18 protein-coding genes are annotated in these 19,778 nt (G+C 72.9%); 5 read left to right on the top strand and 13 right to left on the bottom strand.

Going from position 1 to position 19,778, the window contains the following annotated elements; all coding sequences use genetic code 11:
* Positions 1-81: 81 nt before the first annotated feature.
* The 3 genes from Q3W68_RS01565 to Q3W68_RS01575 all read left to right on the top strand — a co-directional run bounded on the left by Q3W68_RS01565 (position 82) and on the right by Q3W68_RS01575 (position 2,760).
* On the top strand, positions 82-1,671 hold the full coding sequence (locus tag Q3W68_RS01565) for an MDR family MFS transporter (RefSeq protein WP_302903753.1): 1,590 nt from the start codon (positions 82-84) through the stop codon (positions 1,669-1,671).
* Between the two features lie 2 nt (positions 1,672-1,673).
* Entirely contained in the window at positions 1,674-2,162 is a 489-nt protein-coding gene (locus Q3W68_RS01570; protein WP_302903754.1) for a universal stress protein, read from the top strand.
* A 67-nt stretch (positions 2,163-2,229) separates the two neighbouring features.
* Positions 2,230-2,760 (top strand): DinB family protein, encoded by a 531-nt coding sequence (locus Q3W68_RS01575; RefSeq protein WP_302903755.1) that lies wholly within the window; start codon positions 2,230-2,232, stop codon positions 2,758-2,760.
* A 6-nt stretch (positions 2,761-2,766) separates the two neighbouring features.
* Here the strand turns inward: Q3W68_RS01575 and Q3W68_RS01580 are convergent, their stop codons facing one another.
* From Q3W68_RS01580 to Q3W68_RS01590, 3 genes are all read right to left on the bottom strand, one after another.
* Positions 2,767-3,384 carry an HAD family hydrolase gene (locus tag Q3W68_RS01580; protein WP_302903756.1) on the bottom strand — a complete coding sequence of 206 codons (618 nt, stop codon included), beginning with the start codon at positions 3,382-3,384 and terminating at the stop codon, positions 2,767-2,769.
* On the bottom strand, positions 3,381-6,980 hold the full coding sequence (gene smc / locus Q3W68_RS01585) for a chromosome segregation protein SMC (protein WP_302903757.1): 3,600 nt from the start codon (positions 6,978-6,980) through the stop codon (positions 3,381-3,383). Before smc ends, Q3W68_RS01580 begins: the two co-directional genes overlap by 4 nt.
* A 315-nt stretch (positions 6,981-7,295) precedes the next feature.
* Entirely contained in the window at positions 7,296-7,490 is a 195-nt protein-coding gene (locus tag Q3W68_RS01590) for a hypothetical protein (protein WP_013284566.1), read from the bottom strand.
* 372 nt (positions 7,491-7,862) lie between these two features.
* Here Q3W68_RS01590 and Q3W68_RS01595 point away from each other — a divergent pair, with 372 nt between their 5' ends.
* Positions 7,863-9,059 (top strand): CAP domain-containing protein, encoded by a 1,197-nt coding sequence (locus Q3W68_RS01595; RefSeq protein ID WP_302903758.1) that lies wholly within the window; start codon positions 7,863-7,865, stop codon positions 9,057-9,059.
* A gap of 77 nt (positions 9,060-9,136) precedes the next feature.
* The gene (locus Q3W68_RS01600; protein WP_302903759.1) at positions 9,137-10,006 is read left to right on the top strand and encodes an endo alpha-1,4 polygalactosaminidase; all 870 of its coding nucleotides are present in this window, start codon (positions 9,137-9,139) and stop codon (positions 10,004-10,006) included.
* 47 nt (positions 10,007-10,053) lie between these two features.
* On the opposite strand, the gene Q3W68_RS01605 is transcribed toward Q3W68_RS01600, so the two are convergent.
* The 10 genes from Q3W68_RS01605 to rsmD form a co-directional block, all read right to left on the bottom strand.
* A complete protein-coding gene (locus Q3W68_RS01605; protein ID WP_302903760.1) occupies positions 10,054-11,559 on the bottom strand; it encodes an MFS transporter in 1,506 nt (501 codons plus the stop codon).
* A gap of 187 nt (positions 11,560-11,746) precedes the next feature.
* The gene (locus Q3W68_RS01610; RefSeq protein ID WP_302903761.1) at positions 11,747-13,969 is read right to left on the bottom strand and encodes an MMPL family transporter; all 2,223 of its coding nucleotides are present in this window, start codon (positions 13,967-13,969) and stop codon (positions 11,747-11,749) included.
* Between the two features lie 239 nt (positions 13,970-14,208).
* Positions 14,209-15,066: a bifunctional DNA-formamidopyrimidine glycosylase/DNA-(apurinic or apyrimidinic site) lyase gene (gene mutM / locus Q3W68_RS01615; RefSeq protein WP_269701529.1), complete on the bottom strand. Its 858-nt coding sequence runs from the start codon at positions 15,064-15,066 to the stop codon at positions 14,209-14,211.
* A complete protein-coding gene (rnc, locus tag Q3W68_RS01620) occupies positions 15,059-15,874 on the bottom strand; it encodes a ribonuclease III (RefSeq protein ID WP_302903762.1) in 816 nt (271 codons plus the stop codon). The genes mutM and rnc overlap by 8 nt, the downstream gene beginning before the upstream one ends.
* Entirely contained in the window at positions 15,871-16,830 is a 960-nt protein-coding gene (locus tag Q3W68_RS01625) for a phosphate acyltransferase PlsX (protein ID WP_302904931.1), read from the bottom strand. Before Q3W68_RS01625 ends, rnc begins: the two co-directional genes overlap by 4 nt.
* 132 nt (positions 16,831-16,962) lie before the next feature.
* Positions 16,963-17,136 carry a 50S ribosomal protein L32 gene (rpmF, locus tag Q3W68_RS01630; RefSeq protein WP_030500827.1) on the bottom strand — a complete coding sequence of 58 codons (174 nt, stop codon included), beginning with the start codon at positions 17,134-17,136 and terminating at the stop codon, positions 16,963-16,965.
* 5 nt (positions 17,137-17,141) lie between these two features.
* Positions 17,142-17,705, bottom strand: a complete 564-nt coding sequence (locus Q3W68_RS01635; protein WP_302903763.1) for a DUF177 domain-containing protein — start codon at positions 17,703-17,705, stop codon at positions 17,142-17,144.
* 123 nt (positions 17,706-17,828) lie between these two features.
* The gene (locus Q3W68_RS01640) at positions 17,829-18,326 is read right to left on the bottom strand and encodes a hypothetical protein (RefSeq protein WP_269701534.1); all 498 of its coding nucleotides are present in this window, start codon (positions 18,324-18,326) and stop codon (positions 17,829-17,831) included.
* A gap of 263 nt (positions 18,327-18,589) precedes the next feature.
* A complete protein-coding gene (coaD, locus tag Q3W68_RS01645; protein ID WP_128138481.1) occupies positions 18,590-19,066 on the bottom strand; it encodes a pantetheine-phosphate adenylyltransferase in 477 nt (158 codons plus the stop codon).
* Positions 19,063-19,626, bottom strand: coding sequence for a 16S rRNA (guanine(966)-N(2))-methyltransferase RsmD (gene rsmD / locus Q3W68_RS01650; protein WP_302903764.1), 564 nt, complete (start codon positions 19,624-19,626; stop codon positions 19,063-19,065). The genes coaD and rsmD overlap by 4 nt, the downstream gene beginning before the upstream one ends.
* Between the last annotated feature and the right edge of the window lie 152 nt (positions 19,627-19,778).

The raw sequence follows: 19,778 nt of genomic DNA on the forward strand, positions 1-19,778 counted from the left end.
CGGCCCAGGTTGTTGCTCAAGGCAACGACTTCTGCGGTTGCCCGAGGCAACCTATCTCCCCCGTTCCGGAGGCAATCCACGATGACTCAGGCGACTGCGCCCGCCCGGGCGACCGGCGTCGACATGTCCCACCGGCAGATCCTGGAGGCGCTCTCCGGACTGCTGCTGGGCATGTTCGTCGCGATCCTCTCCTCCACGGTCGTCTCCAACGCGCTGCCGCGGATCATCACCGACCTGCGCGGCGGCCAGTCCGCGTACACCTGGGTGGTCACCTCGACGCTGCTGGCGACCACCGCGACCACGCCCATCTGGGGCAAGCTCTCCGACCTGTTCAGCAAGAAGCTGCTGGTCCAGATCTCCCTGGTGGTCTTCGTGCTGGGCTCGGTGCTCGCCGGGCAGGCCCACACCACCGGCGGGCTGATCGCCTGCCGGGTCGTGCAGGGCGTCGGCGCGGGCGGCCTCACCGCCCTCGCCCAGGTGATCATGGCGACGATGATCGCCCCGCGCGAGCGCGGCCGGTACAGCGGCTACCTCGGCGCGGTCATGGCCGTCGGCACCATCGGCGGCCCGCTCATCGGCGGCGTCATCGTCGACACCTCCTGGCTCGGCTGGCGCTGGTGCTTCTACGTCGGCGTGCCGTTCGCCGTGCTCGCCCTGATCGTGCTCCAGCGGACGCTGCGCCTGCCGGTGGTGAAGCGCGACGTGAAGATCGACTGGTGGGGCGCCACGCTCATCACCGCCGCCGTCTCGCTGCTGCTCGTCTGGATCACCCTGGCCGGTGACAAGTACGACTGGATCTCCTGGCAGAGCGGGGTGATGGTGGCCGGCGCCGCGCTGCTCGGCGTGCTCGCCGCACGGGTCGAGAAGCGCGCCACCGACCCGATGATCCCGCCGCACCTGTTCCGCAACCGCACCATCACGCTCGCCGTGATCGCCAGCATCGCGGTCGGGGTCGGCATGTTCGGCGCCTCGGTCTTCCTCGGGCAGTACTTCCAGATCAGCCGCGGCGCCAGCCCGACCATGTCCGGCCTGATGACGCTGCCGATGATCGGCGGCCTGCTGGTCTCCTCGACGGTGGTCGGCCGGATCATCACCGCCACCGGCCGCTGGAAGAGCTGGCTGGTCATCGGCTCGGTGCTGCTCACCGCCGGCTTCGCGCTGATGGGCACCATGCGCGCCGACACCCCGTACTGGCACCTCGCCGTCTTCATGGCGCTGATCGGCCTGGGCGTCGGCATGTCCATGCAGAACCTGGTGCTCGCCGTGCAGAACACCGTCCGCCCGGACGAACTCGGTGCGGCCAGCTCGGTGGTGGCGTTCTTCCGCAGCCTCGGCGGCGCGATCGGCGTGAGCGCGCTCGGCGCGGTGCTCGGGCACCGGGTCACCGGCTACATGGCCGACGGCCTCAGCCGCCTCGGCATCCCCGCCTCCGGGTCGGGTGGCGGCGGACTGCCGGACGTGCACACGCTTCCCGGCCCTATCCGCACCGTGGTCGAGGCCGCGTACGGGCACGCCGCCGGTGACATCTTCCTGGCCGCCGCACCGTTCGGGCTGCTCGCCCTCGTCGCTGTGGTCCTCATCCGGGAGGTGCCGCTGCGCCGCTCCAACGCCGAGCCGGTCCCCGCCGGGCGGGAGACGGCCGAGGCGGTCCCGGCCGGAGCGGGGGACTGACGATGGACGCCGCGGAACGTGAGCGGTACGGCCCCCGGACCCGTCCGCTGCCCTACGAGCGGGGTACGGACGGGCCCCGGGTGGTGCTCGTCGGCGTGGACGGCAGCCGCACCTCGATGCGCGCCGCCGCGTACGCCGCCGGACTCGCCCGGCGGCAGGGCGCCACGCTGGTGGCGGTGTTCGTCAGCTCGCCGACCTCGTACAGCGTGATGCTCTCCGGCGTGGTGGCCGGGGCGGTCCAGCAGACCCACGACGAGCTGGCCGACGAGCTGCGCGCCGAGTGCCGGCGCGGGGCCGAGGAGCTGGACCTGCCGGTGACCTTCCTGTCCCGGCGCGGCGACGCCTACACCGAGCTGTGCCGGGCCGCCGACGAGCACCGGGCCGACATGGTGGTGGTCGGTTCCTCCGAGCAGGCCGGGCACAAGCTGGTCGGCTCGGTCGCCACCCGGCTGGTCCGCACCGGCCGCTGGCCCGTCGTCGTGGTGCCCTGAGATGTAAGGAGGGGGCCCCTGTTAACGCCTCGCGAGGTGAAGGGGCCCCCGCTTAACATCTGCGCCCATGACCTGGACCGCACCCAAGATCGACCGCCGCCACGAGCCCTACGTCGCCGACGAGCGCGCCATGCTGCAGGGCTGGCTCGACCTCCACCGTGACACACTGCAGCACAAGTGCGCCGGGCTGACCGCCGAACAACTGCGTACGCCCAGCGTGGAGCCCTCCGGACTGACCCTGCTCGGCCTGGTCCGGCACATGGCCGACGTGGAGCGGTGGTGGTTCCGTCACCGCGCCGCCGGACTGGATCTGCCCGACCTCTACGACAGCAGCGTCGACCCGGACGCCGACCTCAACGACATCGCCGACGCCGACCCGGCCGAGGCGTTCGCCACCCTGCGGGCCGAGATCGAGGCGGCCGACCAGGCCGCCGCCGACCTGCCGCTGGAGCACACGTTCCTGTGCCGGCGGCCCGACGGCGGCGCCGACGAGATGAACCTCCGCTGGGTGTACGTGCACATGATCGAGGAGTACGCCCGGCACAACGGCCACGCCGACCTGATCCGGGAGCGCATCGACGGCGTCACCGGGGCCTGAACCGGCTCAGTACGCCAGCGCCGCCCGCAGGTACCGCAGGTCGGCCGGGCCGCTCCAGCGGTGCGCGGACAGGCCCGCCACCCGGGCGCCGGCCACCGCGCGGTCCTCGTCGTCGACGAACAGCACCCGCCCCGGCGGCGTCCCCAGCGCCTCGCAGGCGGCCTGGAAGTACTCCTTCGCCGGCTTGTGCACCCCGACGACCGAGGAGTTGACGATCACGTCCAGCTCGTCGGTCAGGCCCAGCGCGGCCAGGTCGGCGTCGAGCAGGTCGGTGGCGTTTGTGCCCAGCCCGACCCGGATGCCGCCCGCCCGCGCCTCGCGGACGAACGCCAGCACGTCCGGGTCGACCTCGCCGCGGTAGCTCTGCCACTCCTGGACGGCCGCACGGGCCCGGTCCGCGCCGACTACGGGGGTCAGCGCGTCAGCCACGCTCATCATCCACTGGGCGTGGCTGACCTGGCCGGTCAGCACCGGCTGGAGCAGACCCCAGGACATCGCGATCTCACCGAGGACGCCCTCGGTCAGCCCGTACTCCCGCTCGACACCGGCGGCCACCGCCGGATCCCAACGGCGCAGCACGCCGTCGAAGTCCACCAGGAGCGCCGTGGCGCGTTCCCGACTCACTCGTCTGTCACCTGTTCCTCGTCGTCGGCCCGGTTGAGCCGCTGGCTGATCACCTGGGTCACGCCGGCGCGCATGGTCACTCCGTAGAGCGCGTCGGCGATCTCCATGGTCCGCTTCTGGTGGGTGATCACGATGAGCTGGCTCTTCTCCCGCAACTGTGCCAGCAGCGTGATCAGGCGGCCCAGGTTCACGTCGTCGAGCGCCGCCTCCACCTCGTCCATGATGTAGAACGGGCTGGGGCGCGCGCGGAAGATCGCCACGAGCATCGCCACGGCGGTGAGCGACCGCTCCCCGCCGGAGAGCAGCGAGAGCCGCTTGATCTTCTTGCCCGGTGGGCGGGCCTCGACCTCGACGCCGGTGGTGAGCAGGTCTTCCGGGTCGGTGAGCACCAGCCGGCCCTCGCCGCCGGGGAACAGCACTGTGAAGACCTGCTCGAACTCCCGGGCGGTGTCTTCGAACGCGCTGGCGAAGACCTCCAGGATCCGGTCGTCCACGTCCTTGACCACTGTGAGCAGGTCACGCCGGGTGGCCTTGAGGTCCTCCAGTTGCTCGGAGAGGAACTTGTAGCGCTCCTCCAGCGCCGCGAACTCCTCCAGCGCGAGCGGGTTCACCTTGCCCAGCAGGGCCAGTTCCCGCTCCGCCTTGGCGGCCCGCTTCTCCTGCACCGGCCGCTCGTAGCGGACCGGCTCGGGCACCGGCCGGCCGTCCTTCTCGGCGAGCGCCACATCCGCGTCGGTGGGCGGGACCAGCCGGTCCGGGCCGTACTCGGCCACGAGCGTGGCCACGTCCAGCCCGAAGTCCTCGGCGGCCTTGGCCTCCAGCTGCTCGATGCGCATCCGCTGCTCGGCGCGGGCCACCTCGTCGCGGTGCACCTGGCTGGTGAGCCGTTCCAGCTCGGCGGCGAGGCGCTTGGCCGCGCCACGTACCTCGGACAGCTCGGCCTCGCGCGCGGCGCGCTCGCGGGCGACGGCGTCGCGGTGCTCCTCGGCCCGGGCGATGGAGACGGTGAGCCGGGTGAGCGCCTCGCGGGCGCCGCCGACCACGGCCCGGGCGATCTGGGCGCCGCGCGTGCGGGCCGCGCGCCGGGCCGCGGCGCGCTCCCGCGCCGCCCGTTCGGCGGTGGCCTGCCGGGCCAGCGAGTCGGCCCGCCCGGCGATCGAGGCCACCCGCTCCTCGGCGGTACGCACCGCGAGCCGGACCTCCATCTCGTTCTGCCGTGCCTGCGGCACCATGGCGGCGAGCTGGTCCCGCTCCTCGGTGGACGGTTCGGCGTCGATCGGGGTGGCCTCGGCCAGCCGCAGCCGTTCCTCCAGTTCGGCGAGCGCGGCGAGGTCCCGTTCCCGGGCCGCCTCGGCGCGTGCCCGGGACTCGCCGAGCCGGTCGGTCTCCGCCTTCGCCGAGCGGGCAGCGGCGCCCAGTTCGGCGAGGCGGCGCGCGGCGGCGTTGCGGTGGCTCTCCGCCTCCCGCTTGGCGGCGGCGGCGTGCTGTACGGCCTCCTTGGCGGCGGCCACCTCCGCGCGCGCCTCGGCGAGCTGTTCCCGCAGCTCGGCGGCGGTACGTTCGGCGGTGGCCCGGTTGGCCCGCGCCTCCTCGACGGCGGCCTGCACCTCGATGAAGCTCGGCGCCTTGGCCGACCCGCCCGCCGCCGCGTACGCCCCGACCACGTCGCCGTCGGGGGTGACAGCGCGCAGCTCCGGGTTCGCGGCGACGAGCGCGGACGCGGCGGCCAGGTCGTCGACGAGCGCCACGTCGCGCAGCGCCCGGTGCACGGCCGGGCGGATCGCGGCCGAGCACTCCACCAGGTCGGGGGCCCAGCGGGCACCCTCGGGCAGCTTCGGTCGCAGCGCGTCGGCGGGGCCGTCCATGCCCGGTCCGGCGGGGCTGCCGACGAGCAGCCCGGCCCGGCCGGCGTCGGAGATCTTCAGCAGCCGCATCGCCTCGACCGCTTCGTCCACGCCGCTGACCGCCACCGCGTCGGCCAGGCCGCCCAGCGCGGCGGCGAGTGCCGCCTCGTCACCGGGGGCGACTGTGAGCAGTCCGGCGAGGCTGCCGAGCAGCCCGGGCACCTGGTCGGCGCGGGCGAGCAGTTCCCCGGCGCCGTCCTTGCGGCGCAGGCCCATCGCGAGCGCCTCCTCGCGGGCCTTCCAGGTGGCGGCGTCCTTCTCGGCGGCGCGCTCCCCGTCGGCCAGGCTGCGCACCGCCGCCTGAGCCCGCTCGTGCACGGCCACCGCCTCGTCGTGCCGGGCGTCCAGGTCGGCGTTGTCCCGGTCGGCCTCGGTCGACTGTTCGGCGACCGCGTCCAGGTCGGCCTGCGCCTTCTCGGCCCGACCCATCGCGTCGGTGTGCGCGGCGGCGAGCCGTTCGATCTCCTCGCCGGCGCTCGTGGTCCGCGCCCGGGCGGAGTTGACCTGGCCGGTCAGGCGGGCCAGCCCCTCCCGCCGGTCGGCGATCGCCTTGGCGGCGGCGACCAGTTCCCGTTCGGCGGCGGCGAGCTGCCGTTCCAGCTCCTGGCGGTGCTCGACCGCCTCGGCCAGCCGGATCTGGTCCTCGGTGAGCGCGGCGCGCAGCTCCTCCTCCTGCTCGCGTACGCGTCGCGACTCCGCTTCCAGCTGCTCCGGGTCTCGGCCGGGGCGCTCGTCGTCACCGGCGGCGCTGAGGTGACGCAGCCGCTCCCGGGCCAGTTGCTCGATCGAGCGGAACCGTTCCTGGAGCGCGGAGAGGCGGTACCAGGTGTCCTGCGCCGCGGCGAGCAGCGGAGCGTCCTCGGCCAGCGCCGCCTCCAGCTCACCGAGGCGGCCCTGCACCTCGCCGTGCTCGGCCTCGATCAGCTCGCGCCGCTCGCGCAACGCGGTCTCGTCGGCGATCTCCTTGTCCAGTGTGGTCCGCAGCGTGTGCAGGTCGTCGGCGAGCAGCCGCAGCCGGGCGTCACGCAGGTTGGCCTGGATCCCGGCGGCGCGGCGGGCCACCTCGGCCTGCCGGCCCAGCGGCTTGAGCTGGCGGCGCAGCTCGGCGGTGAGGTCGGTCAGGCGGTTGAGGTTGGTCTGCATCGCGTCGAGCTTCCGCAGCGCCTTCTCCTTGCGCTTGCGGTGCTTGAGGACGCCCGCCGCCTCCTCGATGAACGCCCGCCGGTCCTCCGGCTTGGCGTGCAGCATGCCGTCGAGCCGGCCCTGCCCGACGATGATGTGCATCTCGCGGCCGATGCCCGAGTCGGACAGCAGCTCCTGGATGTCGAGCAGCCGGCAGGAGTCGCCGTTGATCTCGTACTCGCTCTCGCCGGAGCGGAACATCCGGCGGGTGATGGAGACCTCGGTGTACTCGATCGGCAGCGCGCCGTCGGTGTTGTCGATGGTGAGGGTGACCTCGGCCCGGCCCAGCGGCGCCCGTCCGGCGGTGCCGGCGAAGATGACGTCCTCCATCTTGCCGCCGCGCAGTGCCTTGGCGCCCTGCTCGCCGAGCACCCAGGCGATGGCGTCGACGACGTTGGACTTGCCGGAGCCGTTCGGGCCCACCACGCAGGTGATCCCGGGCTCCAGCTTCAACGTCGTGGCGGAGGCGAAGGATTTGAAGCCCTTCACCGTCAGGCTCTTGAGATGCACCTTCTCGATCCTCGTCCGGTGGCCGCCGTACCGTCGCCGGCTGCGCGGACCTGGTGAACCCGCAGACTAACCCGGGACCGGGGCGCCGCCGCCACGCGACCCACCCGCCGGCCCGGCTGTCCGCTTTCCGCCCGGTGGTCGCGGAGGGAACGGAAATGCATGATCACAATTACCGGGCGCAATTCCGGGCGGTTCCGCAAGATCGAGAATTGCGGCGGCGGCGACGAAAAGGGGTACGCACATGGCTGCGCGCCGGCACTTGAGTGTCGGCGCGCTTTTCGGTGTGGTGCGATTCAGTTTTCCGACAACTGGAGATCAGGTCAGTGCGGGCTCAGCCAGACGGAGGAGGTCGTCCGCCTCCGCCGCTGCCGCCGCGAGCCGATCGTTGTCGGCGCGCAGACGCGTGATCTCGAACTCCAGTGCCTGAACCCTGGCACGCAGTCGGGTGACCTCGTCGAGCAGACGCCGGTCGGGCGCTGCACTTACGTGGCCGTAGAGGGCCTTCGCCATGCTGACTCCTTGATGTGCGCTGCCGGAAAGGCCGGCCAACGCGCGCCCATGATGTTCGCGGCTGCCATTCCCACTGCATCGGGGCATGGCTGGGCGCGACTGGCGACACCTATATATTGAGCCGAAACCCCCTCCTTCGTCAAGTTGACCAAGGCCGTAGATCATCTCCACGTCGGCCGGTCCACTCGCCGGGGGGCTGCCACAAGGCGCGGACACGCTCTGTCCGGACGCCTTTACTGTACGCCGGAAATGTGTGAACGACTCGTCCTTGCCACCGGCTTCGCCTTAACTCTTTCTTAGCCACGTTGCCGCAGCTTGGAGCGCGCCCGTAGCGTCACCCGGGCCCGCAACCGACCCGTGGAGGGGACAGGCGTGTACCGCTGGAACGACCCGATCGAACCGGAGGGCGCCCGCCGGCGTCCCGAGCCGCCGACCGACGAGGGTCCGGCGTGGCTCAGCGACCGGCCCGAGCCGCGGTCGTCGTACCTGTTCGGAGACGGAGCGCAGCAGGCGCCCGCCGGCTCCTACCCGCCGCCCCGGGACCGGTGGAACGGCGAGGAGCAGCCGACCGCAGCTTGGCACGGCCAGGAGCCCGCGTGGCAGGGCCACGAGCAGGCGGCCGCCTGGCAGGGCCAGGACCAGCCCACCGCCTGGCAGGGCCAGGAGCAGCCGGCGGCGTGGCAGGGCCAGGACCAGCCGACCGCCTGGCAGGGCCGGGAACAGCCGGCCGGCGGCTGGGAGCAGCCCGTCGCCACCTGGCAGCCGGCGACCGACACCCCGGCCGACGACCGGCGGCGTCCGAAGCGGCGCCTGTCCCGGCCGCTCGTGATCGGCGGGGCCGCCGCCGCGGCGACGCTCGTGGTGAGCCTCGGGGTGGGCGCGGTCCTGCTGCCGGGCGACGACCAGGGCACGAAGCGCACCTCGGCCGACGCGCCGGTGGCCGCCGCGCCGCAGGCGCCCGAGGGGTCGGAGGAGGCGCCCGCCGACGCGCTCACTCCCGAGTCGGCGAGCCCGTCGGCCGTACCGACCACCGCCGCGCCGAGCCCGAAGAAGGCCACCCCGAAGCCGAGCCGCAGCACCGCCCCGTCGCGGCAGCAGGAGCGCAGCAGCGCCCCCGGCGGCGGGTCGAGCAGTGGCGCATCCAGCGGCGGATCCACGAGCACCAAGGCCACCGCCACGACCGGGCTCAGCGCCGAACTCCAGAAGGTCGTCACGATCGTCAACCAGGAGCGGGCGAAGGCGGGCTGCAAGGCGCTGACCGTCAACGCCAAGCTGAACCTGGCCGCCCAGCGGCACAGCCAGGACCAGGCCGACCACCAGAAGATGGACCACACGGGCAGCGACGGCAGCCAGCCCTGGGACCGGGTCAAGGCCGCCGGTTACAGCTACCGCATGGTGGGCGAGAACGTGGCCTGGAACTACCAGACCCCGGCCGCGGTCATGGAGGGCTGGATGAACTCCGAAGGCCACCGGAAGAACATCCTCAACTGCTCGTACACCCAGATCGGTGTGGGTGTGGCGCGCAGCAACGGGCCGTACTGGACGCAGGTCTTCGCCACCCCGAGCTGACCGCGCGTCGTGACCGGCCCGGCGCTCGTTGACCGGTCGGGGGCGGCGTCGGGCCGCCCGCGTCCGGGGAGCTGTCGATGCGGATCCGGCCGGTGTGGGCCGTGCCGCGCTCCCGGCCGGCCCACGTCCGCCGACGTGGCCCGCGCCGGGGCGTGGCGCTCGCGCTGACCGCGCTGCTGCTCGCCCCGGTGCCGGCCTGCCGCCGGCCGATCACGCCGCCCGGCGCGCCCACACCCTGGCCGGCCGCCCAGGCCGGCAGCTGGCGGTGGCAGTGGCAGCTCACCACCCCGGTGGACGTCACTGTCGACGCCGACGTCTTCCTCCTCGACCCGGTGGCGACCACCTCGGCCGAGACCGCCGCGCTGCGCGAGCGGGGCCGCCGGCTGGTCTGCCACGTCCGGGTCGGCACGTACGCCGCCGACGACCCGGACGCCACCCGCTTCCCCGCCGCCGTCCGCGGCACGGCGGCGCCGGGGCGGCCGGGAAGCCGATTCCTGGACGTACGGAACTGGGACGCGCTCGCGCCGGTGCTGGCCGACCGGTTCCGGTTGTGTCGGGGCAAGGGCTTCGGCGCCGTGGCGTTCGCCGACGCGGACGGCTACCGGCACCGCTCCGGCTTCCCGCTGGACTTCGACGACCAGCTGTTGTTCAACCGCCGGCTGGCCGCGCTGGCCCGCAAGATCGACCTCTCCCCCGGCCTGGTCGACGACGTGGCACAGGTGGCCGCGCTCGCACCCGACTTCGACTTCGCGGTCAACCAGGAGTGCGTACGCCGCCGCGGGTGCGCGAAGCTGCTGCCGTTCGTCGACGCCGGCAAGCCCGTCTTCCACGTCGAGTACACGGGCGAACCGGCGGACTTCTGCGTCACCTCGGTCGGTTACGGCTTCGCCTCGATCCGCAAGGACCGCCGACTGGACGCCTGGCGGGAGCCGTGCGTGCTGCCCTGACACCGCGGCGCCCCCGCCCGTCGGGGAGCGGGGGCGCCGGGGTGCGCTCAGCCGGTGGTCGCGCCGGTGGCCGGGGTGGTGGTCTCGCCGCCGCGCTGCGACGGCACCCCCGCGTGTTCCGCGCTCAGCGGGGTGGCCAGCTCCTCCAGCGACTTGCCCTCGGCCTTGACGCCGAGCGTGAGCTCCACCAGCCCGCCGATGATCATGACGGTGGCGCCGATGACGAACGCCAGCACTGTCTGCCCGACCTCGCCGCTGCCGACCAGCTTGGCGAAGAGCAGCGGGCCGGTGATGCCACCGGCGGCGGTGCCGATCGCGTAGAAGAACGCGATCGCCATGGCCCGGGTCTCCATCGGGAAGATCTCGCTGACCGTCAGGTACGCCGCGCTCGCGCCGGCCGAGGCGAAGAACAGCACCGCGCACCAGCAGGCGGTCATGGTCACCGCGCTCAGCACGCCGGAGTGGAACAGCCAGGCGGTGCCGAGCAGCAGCACACCCGAGCCGATGTACGACCCGGCGATCATCGGCACCCGGCCCACCGTGTCGAACAGCCGGCCCAGCAGCAGCGGGCCGAGCAGGTTGCCGACGGCGATCACCGCGAAGTAGTAGCCGCTGTTGCCGGTCGGGACGTCGAAGAACGTCTCCAGGATCTGCGCGAAGCCGAACGTGATCGCGTTGTAGAGGAACGCCTGGCCGATGAAGAGCGCGAAGCCCAGGGTGGCCCGTTTCGGGTAGCGGCGGAACAGCGTCCGGGCGATCTCCAGGAAGTTCGTGCTCCTGCGCTGCCGGATCTCGATGTAGTTGTCCGCCTCGGGGAGGTCCTTGCCGGTCTCCCGTCTCACCTCGGCCTCGACCGAGTCCACGAGGTGGTTCGCCTCGTCGGCGTGCCCGTGGATGAACAGCCACCGTGGGCTCTCCGGTACGTGCCGGCGGACCAGCAGGATCACCACGCCGAGCACCGCGCCCAGCCCGAACGCCACCCGCCAGCCGAGGTTCGTCGGCAGGCCGTTGAGCAGCGGTACGGTCAGCAGCGCGCCGAGCGCCGCGCCGAGCCAGAACGTGCCGTTGATGATGATGTCGATGCGGCCGCGGTGGCGGGCCGGGATCAGCTCGTCGATCGCCGAGTTGATGGCGGCGTACTCACCGCCGATGCCCATGCCGGTGAGGAACCGGAACAGGAAGAACCACCAGGTGTCGAACGACAGCGCGGTGAGCGCGGTGGCGACCAGGTACAGCCCGAGCGTCAGCAGGAACAGCTTCTTGCGGCCGAACCGGTCGGTGAGCCACCCGAACAGGAGCGCGCCGGTACAGGCGCCCGCGACGTAGAGCGCGGCGGCCAGGCCGGTGACCTGGCTCTGGGTGATGTCCAGGCCGCTGCCCGGCTCGGCGAGCTTGCCGGAGAGGTTGCCGACGATCGTCACCTCGAGGCCGTCGAGGATCCAGACCGTGCCCAGACCGATGACGATCATCCAGTGCCAGCGGGACCACGGCAGCCGGTCGAGGCGGGCCGGGACGTTGGTCCGTACGGTGCCGGTCGCGGCGTCGGTGCTCACGACGACCGCCGGTGGGATGCGGAGGCCGGGGCGCGACGGGCCGCCGGCGATAGCTGTTCGTCCATGGCGGCCCAGATGCCCCGCAGCTAGGACCCTTAATCCACGGCGGAGAACCGGAGAACGACGTGCCCGAGAGCCGTGGCTCTCGGGCACGTCGCGGAGACCGCTCGCCGCCGGGGCGGCCCGGTCAGCGGGCGCCGACCAGCTCCGGTGCCGGGGCGGGCGGCGGCTCGACCGCCGGGGCGGCCGTACGGCGGCGCATGAAGCGCGGCGCCCACCAGTTCGCGTCACCCAGCAGCGTCATCACCGAGGGGAGCACGACCGCTCGGATGATCGTGGCGTCCAGCAGGATCGCCGCCGCCAGGCCGATGCCGAGCTGCTTGAAGTCGATCATGCTGAGCGTGGCGAAGATGGAGAACACCGCCACCATCACCACCGCCGCGCTGGTCACCACCCCGGCCGAGGAGGTGATGCCGTGCGCCACCGCCTCCCGGTTGGGCATCCCCCGGTCGACCGCCTCGCGGATCCGGCTGACCACGAAGACGTGGTAGTCCATCGACAGTCCGAACAGCACCACGAACAGGAACAGCGGCAGCCAGGTGACGATCGCGTCCATCGAGGTGAAGCCGAGCAGCCCTTCGGCCCAGTCGCTCTGGAAGACCAGCACCAGCAGCCCGTACGCGGCGCCGGCGGAGAGCAGGTTCAGCACGATCGAGGTCAGCGCCACCACCACCGACCGGAACGTCCACGCCATCACCAGGAACGTCAGCGCCAGCACGAACGCCGCGACGATCGGCAGCTTCGCCCAGATGTGCGCGGCGTAGTCCTCGCTGGCGGCGACGCCGCCGCCGACCGCGTACTCCACGCCCGGGATGCCGGCGAGCGTGGCCGGGACCAGGTCCTCGCGCAGCTCGTGCAGCGACCGGGACGCCTCGTCGGAGCGGCTGGCATGCGGCGTGGCCACCTCCAGCACCGACACCCGCCGGTCCGCCGACACCTGGATCTCCGGGCCGTCCCCCTCGGCCGGCGCGAAGAGCGGGTCGGCGGCGGTACGGCCGGCCAGGTCGGTGAGCGCGGCGCGTACCCGGTCGGCCTGCTCGGCGGGCGCCCGCACGGCCACGGTGTGGCTGGTGCCGTTGCTCGGGAAGGCCGCTGTGAGCCGGTCGTAGGCCTGCATGGCCGCGGTGTTGCGCGGCACGTCCTCCGGGCCGGGGAACTTCAGCTTCATGCCGAGCGCGGGCGCGGCGAGCGCGAGCAGCAGCGCGACCGAGATCAGCAGCGTGGCCACGGGTGCGCGCAGCGCCGGCTTGAGCACCGCCGGCCAGAACCGGGGCCGGGCCGGCCGGCCGTCCTGTCCGGTGCGCGGCGCGGTGAGGCGCCACAGCAGCGGCACCCGCGGCCGGTCCACCCAGCGGCCCAGCTTCGCCAGCAGCGCCGGCAGCACTGTGAGCGAGCCGATCACGGCGACCGCCACCACCAGGATCGAGCCGACCGCCAGCGAGGAGAAGATCGCGTCCTGGGCGAGCAGCAGGCCGCCCATCGAGATGATCACGGCGGTGCCGGAGACCACCACGGCGTGCCCGGACGTCTCCGCCGCGATCTCCACCGCGTCCAGTCCGGACCGGCCCTTCGCCCGTTCCTCCCGTTCCCGCCGCACGTAGAACAGTGAGTAGTCCACGCCGACCGCCATACCGATCAGCAGGATGACGCTCGCTGTGGTGTCGGTGGCCGGCACCAGGTGCGAGGCGAGCGTGGACAGGCCCATCGCGGCGGCCACCGAGGAGAGCGCCAGCAGCACCGGCACCCCGGCGGCGATCAGCGCGCCGAACGCGATGATCAGGATGGCCAGCGTCACCGGCAGGCTGAGCAGCTCGGCGCGCTTGAAGTCCTTGCCGAGCGTGTCGTCGAGCGCCTTGTCGATGGACGGGCCGCCGACCTGCTCGACCCGCAGCTGCGGGTGCGCGTCCTGCACCTTCGCGGTGGTGTCCCGCAGCGGCTGCACCCGGTCGCCGGCGGTGCCCGGGTCGCCCGACATGGTGATCGGCACCAGCAGCGCGCTGCCGTCGCGCGACGGCATCGGCGTACCGATCGACGCCACGCCGTCGACCTGCCGCAGCCGGTCCGCCGCGTCCCGCGCTGCGGCCTCCGCCGCGGCCTGGTCGAGCGAGCCCGACCGGGCGGTGATCAGCACGTTCTCCGTCGCCGGCTGGTCGAACCCGCCACTGTCGACGATGAGCTGCGCCCGTCCGAACTCGCCGATCGCCTGATCCTCGTCGGTGGCCTCGTTCAGCCCGGCGGCGCTGCCGCCGACGAAGCACACCGCCACGAAGACCACCCACAACGCGATCGCGCGCCACGGATGCTCCGCACTCCACCGTGCCAGCCGCACGGTCACCGGTCGCCTGCCCATGTCCCGGGTTCCACCCTCCTGATGCCGGCCCTGTGCCGACCCCAGATGACGCTAGGCAGCAGGCGGGCCCCCGACATCGGGGAACGGCCCCCGCTCGTCCCCGATCCGGGCGGCGGGGTCCGCGCGGCCGGAACCGGCCGCGCGGACCGGGTGGAAAAGGGCATCTCCGGGTACGCTCCGGCGCGTCTCCGGGGACGGCCGGGCGATGCACACCGGCGCAACCCCGAACCGGCTCGGGGTCATCCCCGGAGGGTGCCCCGGGGCCGCGGCTGACAACGCGGGCAACTGTAGGAGGACCGGTTCATGAACGCCTCGCGCCGGATCGGGGCGCCACAGCGCGGGCAGGGCTCGCCCTCCCGGCCGTACGCGTTGAGCGACCTGTCGAAGTAGCCGCTCTCGCCGTTGACGTTCACGTACAGCTCGTCGAAGCTGGTGCCGCCCTGCTTGATCGCCTCGGCGAGCACGTCCCGCACGTGCCCGAGCAGCCGCAGCGCGGCCGGGCGGGTCAGCGCGTCGGCCGGACGGGTGCCGTGCAGCTTCGCCCGCCACAGTGCCTCGTCGGCGTAGATGTTGCCCACCCCGGAGATCAGCGTCTGGTCGAGCAGCGCGCGTTTGATCTCCGTACGCTTGCGCCGCAGCGCCGCCACGAACGCCTCGTCGGAGAACTCCGGGTCCATCGGGTCGCGCGCGATGTGGGCGATCTCGGCAGGCAGCTCCGCCCCACCTTCGGAGACGGACAGTCCGCCGAACGTGCGCTGGTCGACGAAGCGCAGTTCCGGCCCGTCGTCGGCGAACCGGAACCGGACCCGCAGGTGCAGTTCGTCGGCCGCGCCGACCGGCTGCAACAGCAGCTGGCCGGACATGCCGAGGTGGCCGATCACCGCGTCGCCGCTGTCCAGCGGCAGCCACAGGTACTTGCCCCGGCGGCGTACGCCGGTGACCGTCCGTCCGGCGAGCACGTCGGCGAAGTGCGCGCCACCGGGCGCGTGCCGGCGTACCGCCCGCGGGTGGCGTACCTCGACGGCGGCGATCCGCCGGCCGATCACCCACTGGGCGAGTCCGAGCCGGACGGTCTCGACCTCGGGCAGCTCAGGCACGGCCGGCGCCCGCCTCGACATCCGTCGTGTCGTCCTGCGGGGTCGTCGCGTCCTGGGCGCGCGCCGCCGCGTCCGCCTGGGCCTGCGCCTGCGCCTCGGCCTGTTCGGTGAGCGTGCGCCAGGCCGACTCGGCCGCGCGCTGCTCGGCCTCCTTCTTGCTGCGCCCCTCCGCGCCGCCGTAGCGGTTGCCGGCCACCACCACCCAGGCGGTGAACGTCTTGAGGTGATCAGGCCCGGTGCCCTCGATCCGGTACTCGGGCACGCCGAGCCCGAGCGCGGCGGTCAGCTCCTGGAGGCTGGTCTTCCAGTCCAGCGCCGCGCCCCGGCCCGCCGACTCGGCCATCAGCGGGTCGAACAGCCGGTGGATGACGATGGCGGCGGTGTCCAGGCCGTACTGGAGGTAGATGGCGCCCAGCAGCGCCTCCAGCGTGTCGGCCAGGATGCTCGCCTTGTCCCGCCCGCCGGTGGCCTCCTCGCCCTTGCCGAGCAGCAGGTACGCGCCCAGCCCGTCCGGGCCGAGGCCACGCGCCACGTCGGCGAGCGCCCGCATGTTGACCACGCTGGCGCGCAGCTTCGCCAGCTGCCCCTCGGGCAGGTCGGGGTGGTTGTGGAACAGCGCCGTGGTGATCACCACGCCGAGCACCGAGTCGCCCAGGAACTCCAGCCGCTCGTTCGTGGGCAGGCCGCCGTTCTCGTACGCGTACGAGCGGTGGGTCAGTGCGCGCTCCAGCAGTTCCGGGTCGAGCGACACCCCGAAGGCCGCCTCCAGGTGGCCGACGGGAGCACGCCGCCGCTTGTCGTTGGTCATGGTGCTACCTCGGTGTCGTGTCGGTCGGGTACGAGATCGTGCGGAATGTCGGCGAGCAGGGCGCGGACCGTCCCGGCGGCGTCGCGGCGCCACAGGTGGGCCGCGAGCGCGATACCGGAGGCGACGTCCTCGGATCCGGCCGCGCCGTGGCACACGACCACTGTGCCGCCCACCCCGAGCAGGGCCGCGGCACGCGGGGCGCCGCCGCGTGACGGTGGGCCGCCGGCCATCGCGTACGCGCCCTCGATGGCCTTCAGCAGGACGTTTCCGGTGAAGCCGTCGGTCACCACGACGTCGGCGCGGGTGCCGAGCGAGATGTCGTACCCCTCGACCAGGCCGACGTAGCGGCCGTCGCAGGGCAGCGGCGCGGCGGCGAGTGCGGGCGCGGCGACGCGGCGCAGCCGGTCGCCCTTGCCCGTCTCCAGGCCGACGGAGAGCAACCCGACGCGGGGTGCGGTGAGGGCGTGCGCCACCGACGCGTAGGCGGCACCGAGGAGGGCGTGCCGGGCCAGCGTGGCCGGGCCGGGTTCGAGCGTGCCGCCGACGTCGAGCAGCACCACCGGCCCCTCGACGGCGGGCAGCGTGGCGGCTAGCGCGGGCCGGCGTATCCCGGTCCAGCGGCCGAGGCCGAGCGCGGCGGCGGTGACTGTGGCGCCGGTCGAGCCGGCGGAGACCACCGCGTCGGCGAGTCCGTCACGGACGGCCTGCACGGCGGTGCGTACCGTGCTCTCGCCGCGGGCGGCGGTGGGATGGTCGGCCATGCCGACGGCGGTCCGCACGGGGCGGACCGTGACCCGGGCGCGCTGGGCCGGGTCGAGCGCATCGATCAGCTCGTCGGCCACCTCGATCGGGCCGACGAGCAGCAGGTGCAGGGCGGGATCCGTGCGTACCGCTCGCAGAGCGCCGTCAACCACGACGGCGGGAGCATCGTCCCCGCCGAGGAGGTCGACGGCGATCCGCGCGGTGCCCGGCTCCGACGGTCCGCCGGCCGGAAGCCGGTCGGCGGTGGCGGGAGCCGGGGCACCGGGCGAGAGCCTTGGTGCGCGCGTCACCCGACCGGTGGTCGGGGACGTCACTCGGCAGCCGGGTCAGACCTCAAGGACCTGACGGCCGTTGTAGGTGCCGCAGACGGAGCAGGCGGCGTGCGGCAGCTTGGCCGACTTGCACTGCGGGCAGGCCACGGTCGCAACCGCCGAGGCCTTCCAGTTCGCCCGGCGGGCGCGGGTGTTGCTGCGCGACATCTTGCGCTTGGGGACGGCCACGGTTCTTACTCCTCTGTACGGGTCAGTTGCGTCAGGCTCGCCCAACGCGGGTCGACCTGCTGATGGCTGTGGTCGGCCGGCAGATCGTCCCAGTGCACCCCACAGTCGGGGCACAGGCCTGGGCAGTCCTCCCGGCAGAGCGGGTTCGTCGGCAGCGCCAGCACCACCGCGTCCCGCAACGCCGGTTCCAGGTCGATCAGATCGCCCTGCATCCGGCCCACCTCGTCCTCGTCGGTCGTGTCGTCCGTGGTGCTGTTCTCGTACGCGTACAGCTCCTGGATCGTCACGGCCAACGAGTCGTCGATCTCGCGCAGGCAGCGCCCGCACTCGCCCTTTACGGGACCGGTGACGGTCCCGGAGACGAGCACGCCCTCGGACACCGACTGCAACCTCAGGTCGAGGTCGAGGTCCGCGCCCTCCGGCACGCCGATCAACTCCACGCCGAGGTCCGCCGGTGCCGGCACGACCCGCTTGTGCGTACGCAACGCGCCAGGTCGGCGCGGCAGTTCCCTCGTGTCGAGAACCAGCGGCGACCTGGGGTCGAGTGTGCTTGGCGAGTGTTTGGGCATAGTCAGACTCCGGCCGTTGAGAGGCCGACAAAGAAGGTTACCTGCCAGGTGGGCGGACCGTCGAACCGGGGCTCACCTCCGGCTCGACGGCAGCCGGCTGTCGGCGACCGGCCTGCGCGCCGCTCAGAAGGGTAGCGGGCGGTCCGCCTCGTCCCCGGCGAAGGTGCCGATCTCGCGCAGCGCGTGCATCTTGTCGCGGCCGCGCTCTATCGAGGCCAGCGCCCGGGTGAGGAACTGCTCGAAGTTCGCCAGCGCGGTGTCGACGTAGTCGTCCACCTCCTCCCGGAGGCGCTGCGCCTCGGCCCGCGCCTCGGCGATGATCCGCGCGCCCTCGTGCTCGGCCGAGACGGTGATCTCGTTGACCGAGACCAGCCGGGCGTGTTCCGCCTCACCCTCGCTGATGATCCGGTCGGCCTCGCGCTTGCCGGCCTCCATGATCTTGTCCCGCTCCTCCAGCAGCGCGGCGGCCCGGCGCAGGTCCGCGGGAAGCTCCGCGCGCAGCTCGTCGAGCGCGGCGATCATCTCGCCCCGGTCGACCATGCAGTTGTTGCGCGACATCGGGACGGAGCGGGCCTGCTCCACCATGGCGATCATTTCGTCGATGCGATCGAGCGGGTCCACCGGTACCTCACTCCTGTCTTCGTCGGCCGCCCTCCATCATGCGGCCTGCGCCCCGTTCTCGGCGCTGCAGACATCATGTCTCGCCAAGGCCACCCACACCCCACCCGCCCCACCCGGCGCGTCGCCCTCCCGCCCTCTCCCCGCCCCCCGCCCTCTCCCCGGCGATCTTGCAGTTGCGGCCCGGACATTCCTCCCGTAGGGGACGAACGCCGGGCCGAAAGTGCAAGATCGCGGGGGTCAGAGGGCGAGGGGCAGGGGCGGGGTCAGGGGCGGAGGCGGGCGGAGAGCTGGGCCCGGACCAGGTCGGGGACGTGGGCGGAGATGTCGCCGCCCCACTTCGCCACGTCCTTGATCAGGCTGGACGAGATGAACGAGTAGAGCGGGTTGGTCGGCATGAACAGCGTCTCCACGCCGGCCAGGCCGATGTTCATCTGCGCCATCTGCAGCTCGTAGTCGAAGTCGCTCACCGCGCGCAGGCCCTTGATCAGCACGCTCGCCTGCTGGGCACGGCAGAAGTCGACGAGCAGGCCGCGGAACGACTCCACCCGGACGTTGTCGTACGAGGCGGTCACCTCGCGGAGCATGGCGATCCGCTCCTCGACCGTGAACAGGCCCTGCTTGGACTGGTTGACCAGCACTCCGACGATCACCTCGTCGAACAGCCGGCTGGCCCGGCCGATGATGTCGAGGTGTCCGTTGGTGACCGGGTCGAACGAGCCCGGGCAGACCGCACGTCTCATGATCGGCGACCGTACCAAAGAGTGGTCTCGCCGTAACGTCTGCTGCGCTCCGGAGTGACACCTTCCACCCACGTGACCGGTCCGGTACGGCTGGACCGCTCGACGACCACCAGGGCGTCCGGGGCGAGCCAGCCGCCGTCGACCAGCGCCGTCAGCATCGCGGTGATCTCGGCGTCCGGCACCGCGTACGGCGGATCGGCGAAGACCACGTCGTACGGCCCGTCGGTGGGCCCGGCCGCCAGCACTGTGGCGACCTTGCCGGTGACCAGGCGCGCGGCCGGCGCGGCCCGGAGTGCGGCGATGTTCTCCCGGATCACCCGGGCGGCCCGCGCGTCGGACTCGACGAGCAGCACGTGGGCGGCGCCCCGGGACAGCGCCTCCAGACCGACCGCGCCGGAACCGGCGTACAGGTCGGCGAAGCGCGCGCCGTCCAGGTCGGCGTGGGAGTGCACGGCGCTGAACAGCGCCTCGCGGACCCGGTCGGAGGTGGGCCGGGTGCCGGCACCCGGTGGCGCGGCGATCCGCCGCCCGCCGAGCGTGCCGGCCACGATCCGGGTCACCGTCGCTCCCTGCGCATGCCCCGACGCTACGCGACGCCCCGAGGCGTGGACGAAGTACCCGGCGCGACGATCCGTGACTCGACGTACATCAATGATCTCAGATGCATAACGGACCCTTTACGACCCTTCGATCACGGTGACGCCCGCACTGT

Origin of the sequence: Micromonospora sp. C28ISP2-4 (assembly GCF_030519385.1) — a bacterium.
GTDB lineage: Bacteria > Actinomycetota > Actinomycetes > Mycobacteriales > Micromonosporaceae > Micromonospora > Micromonospora tulbaghiae.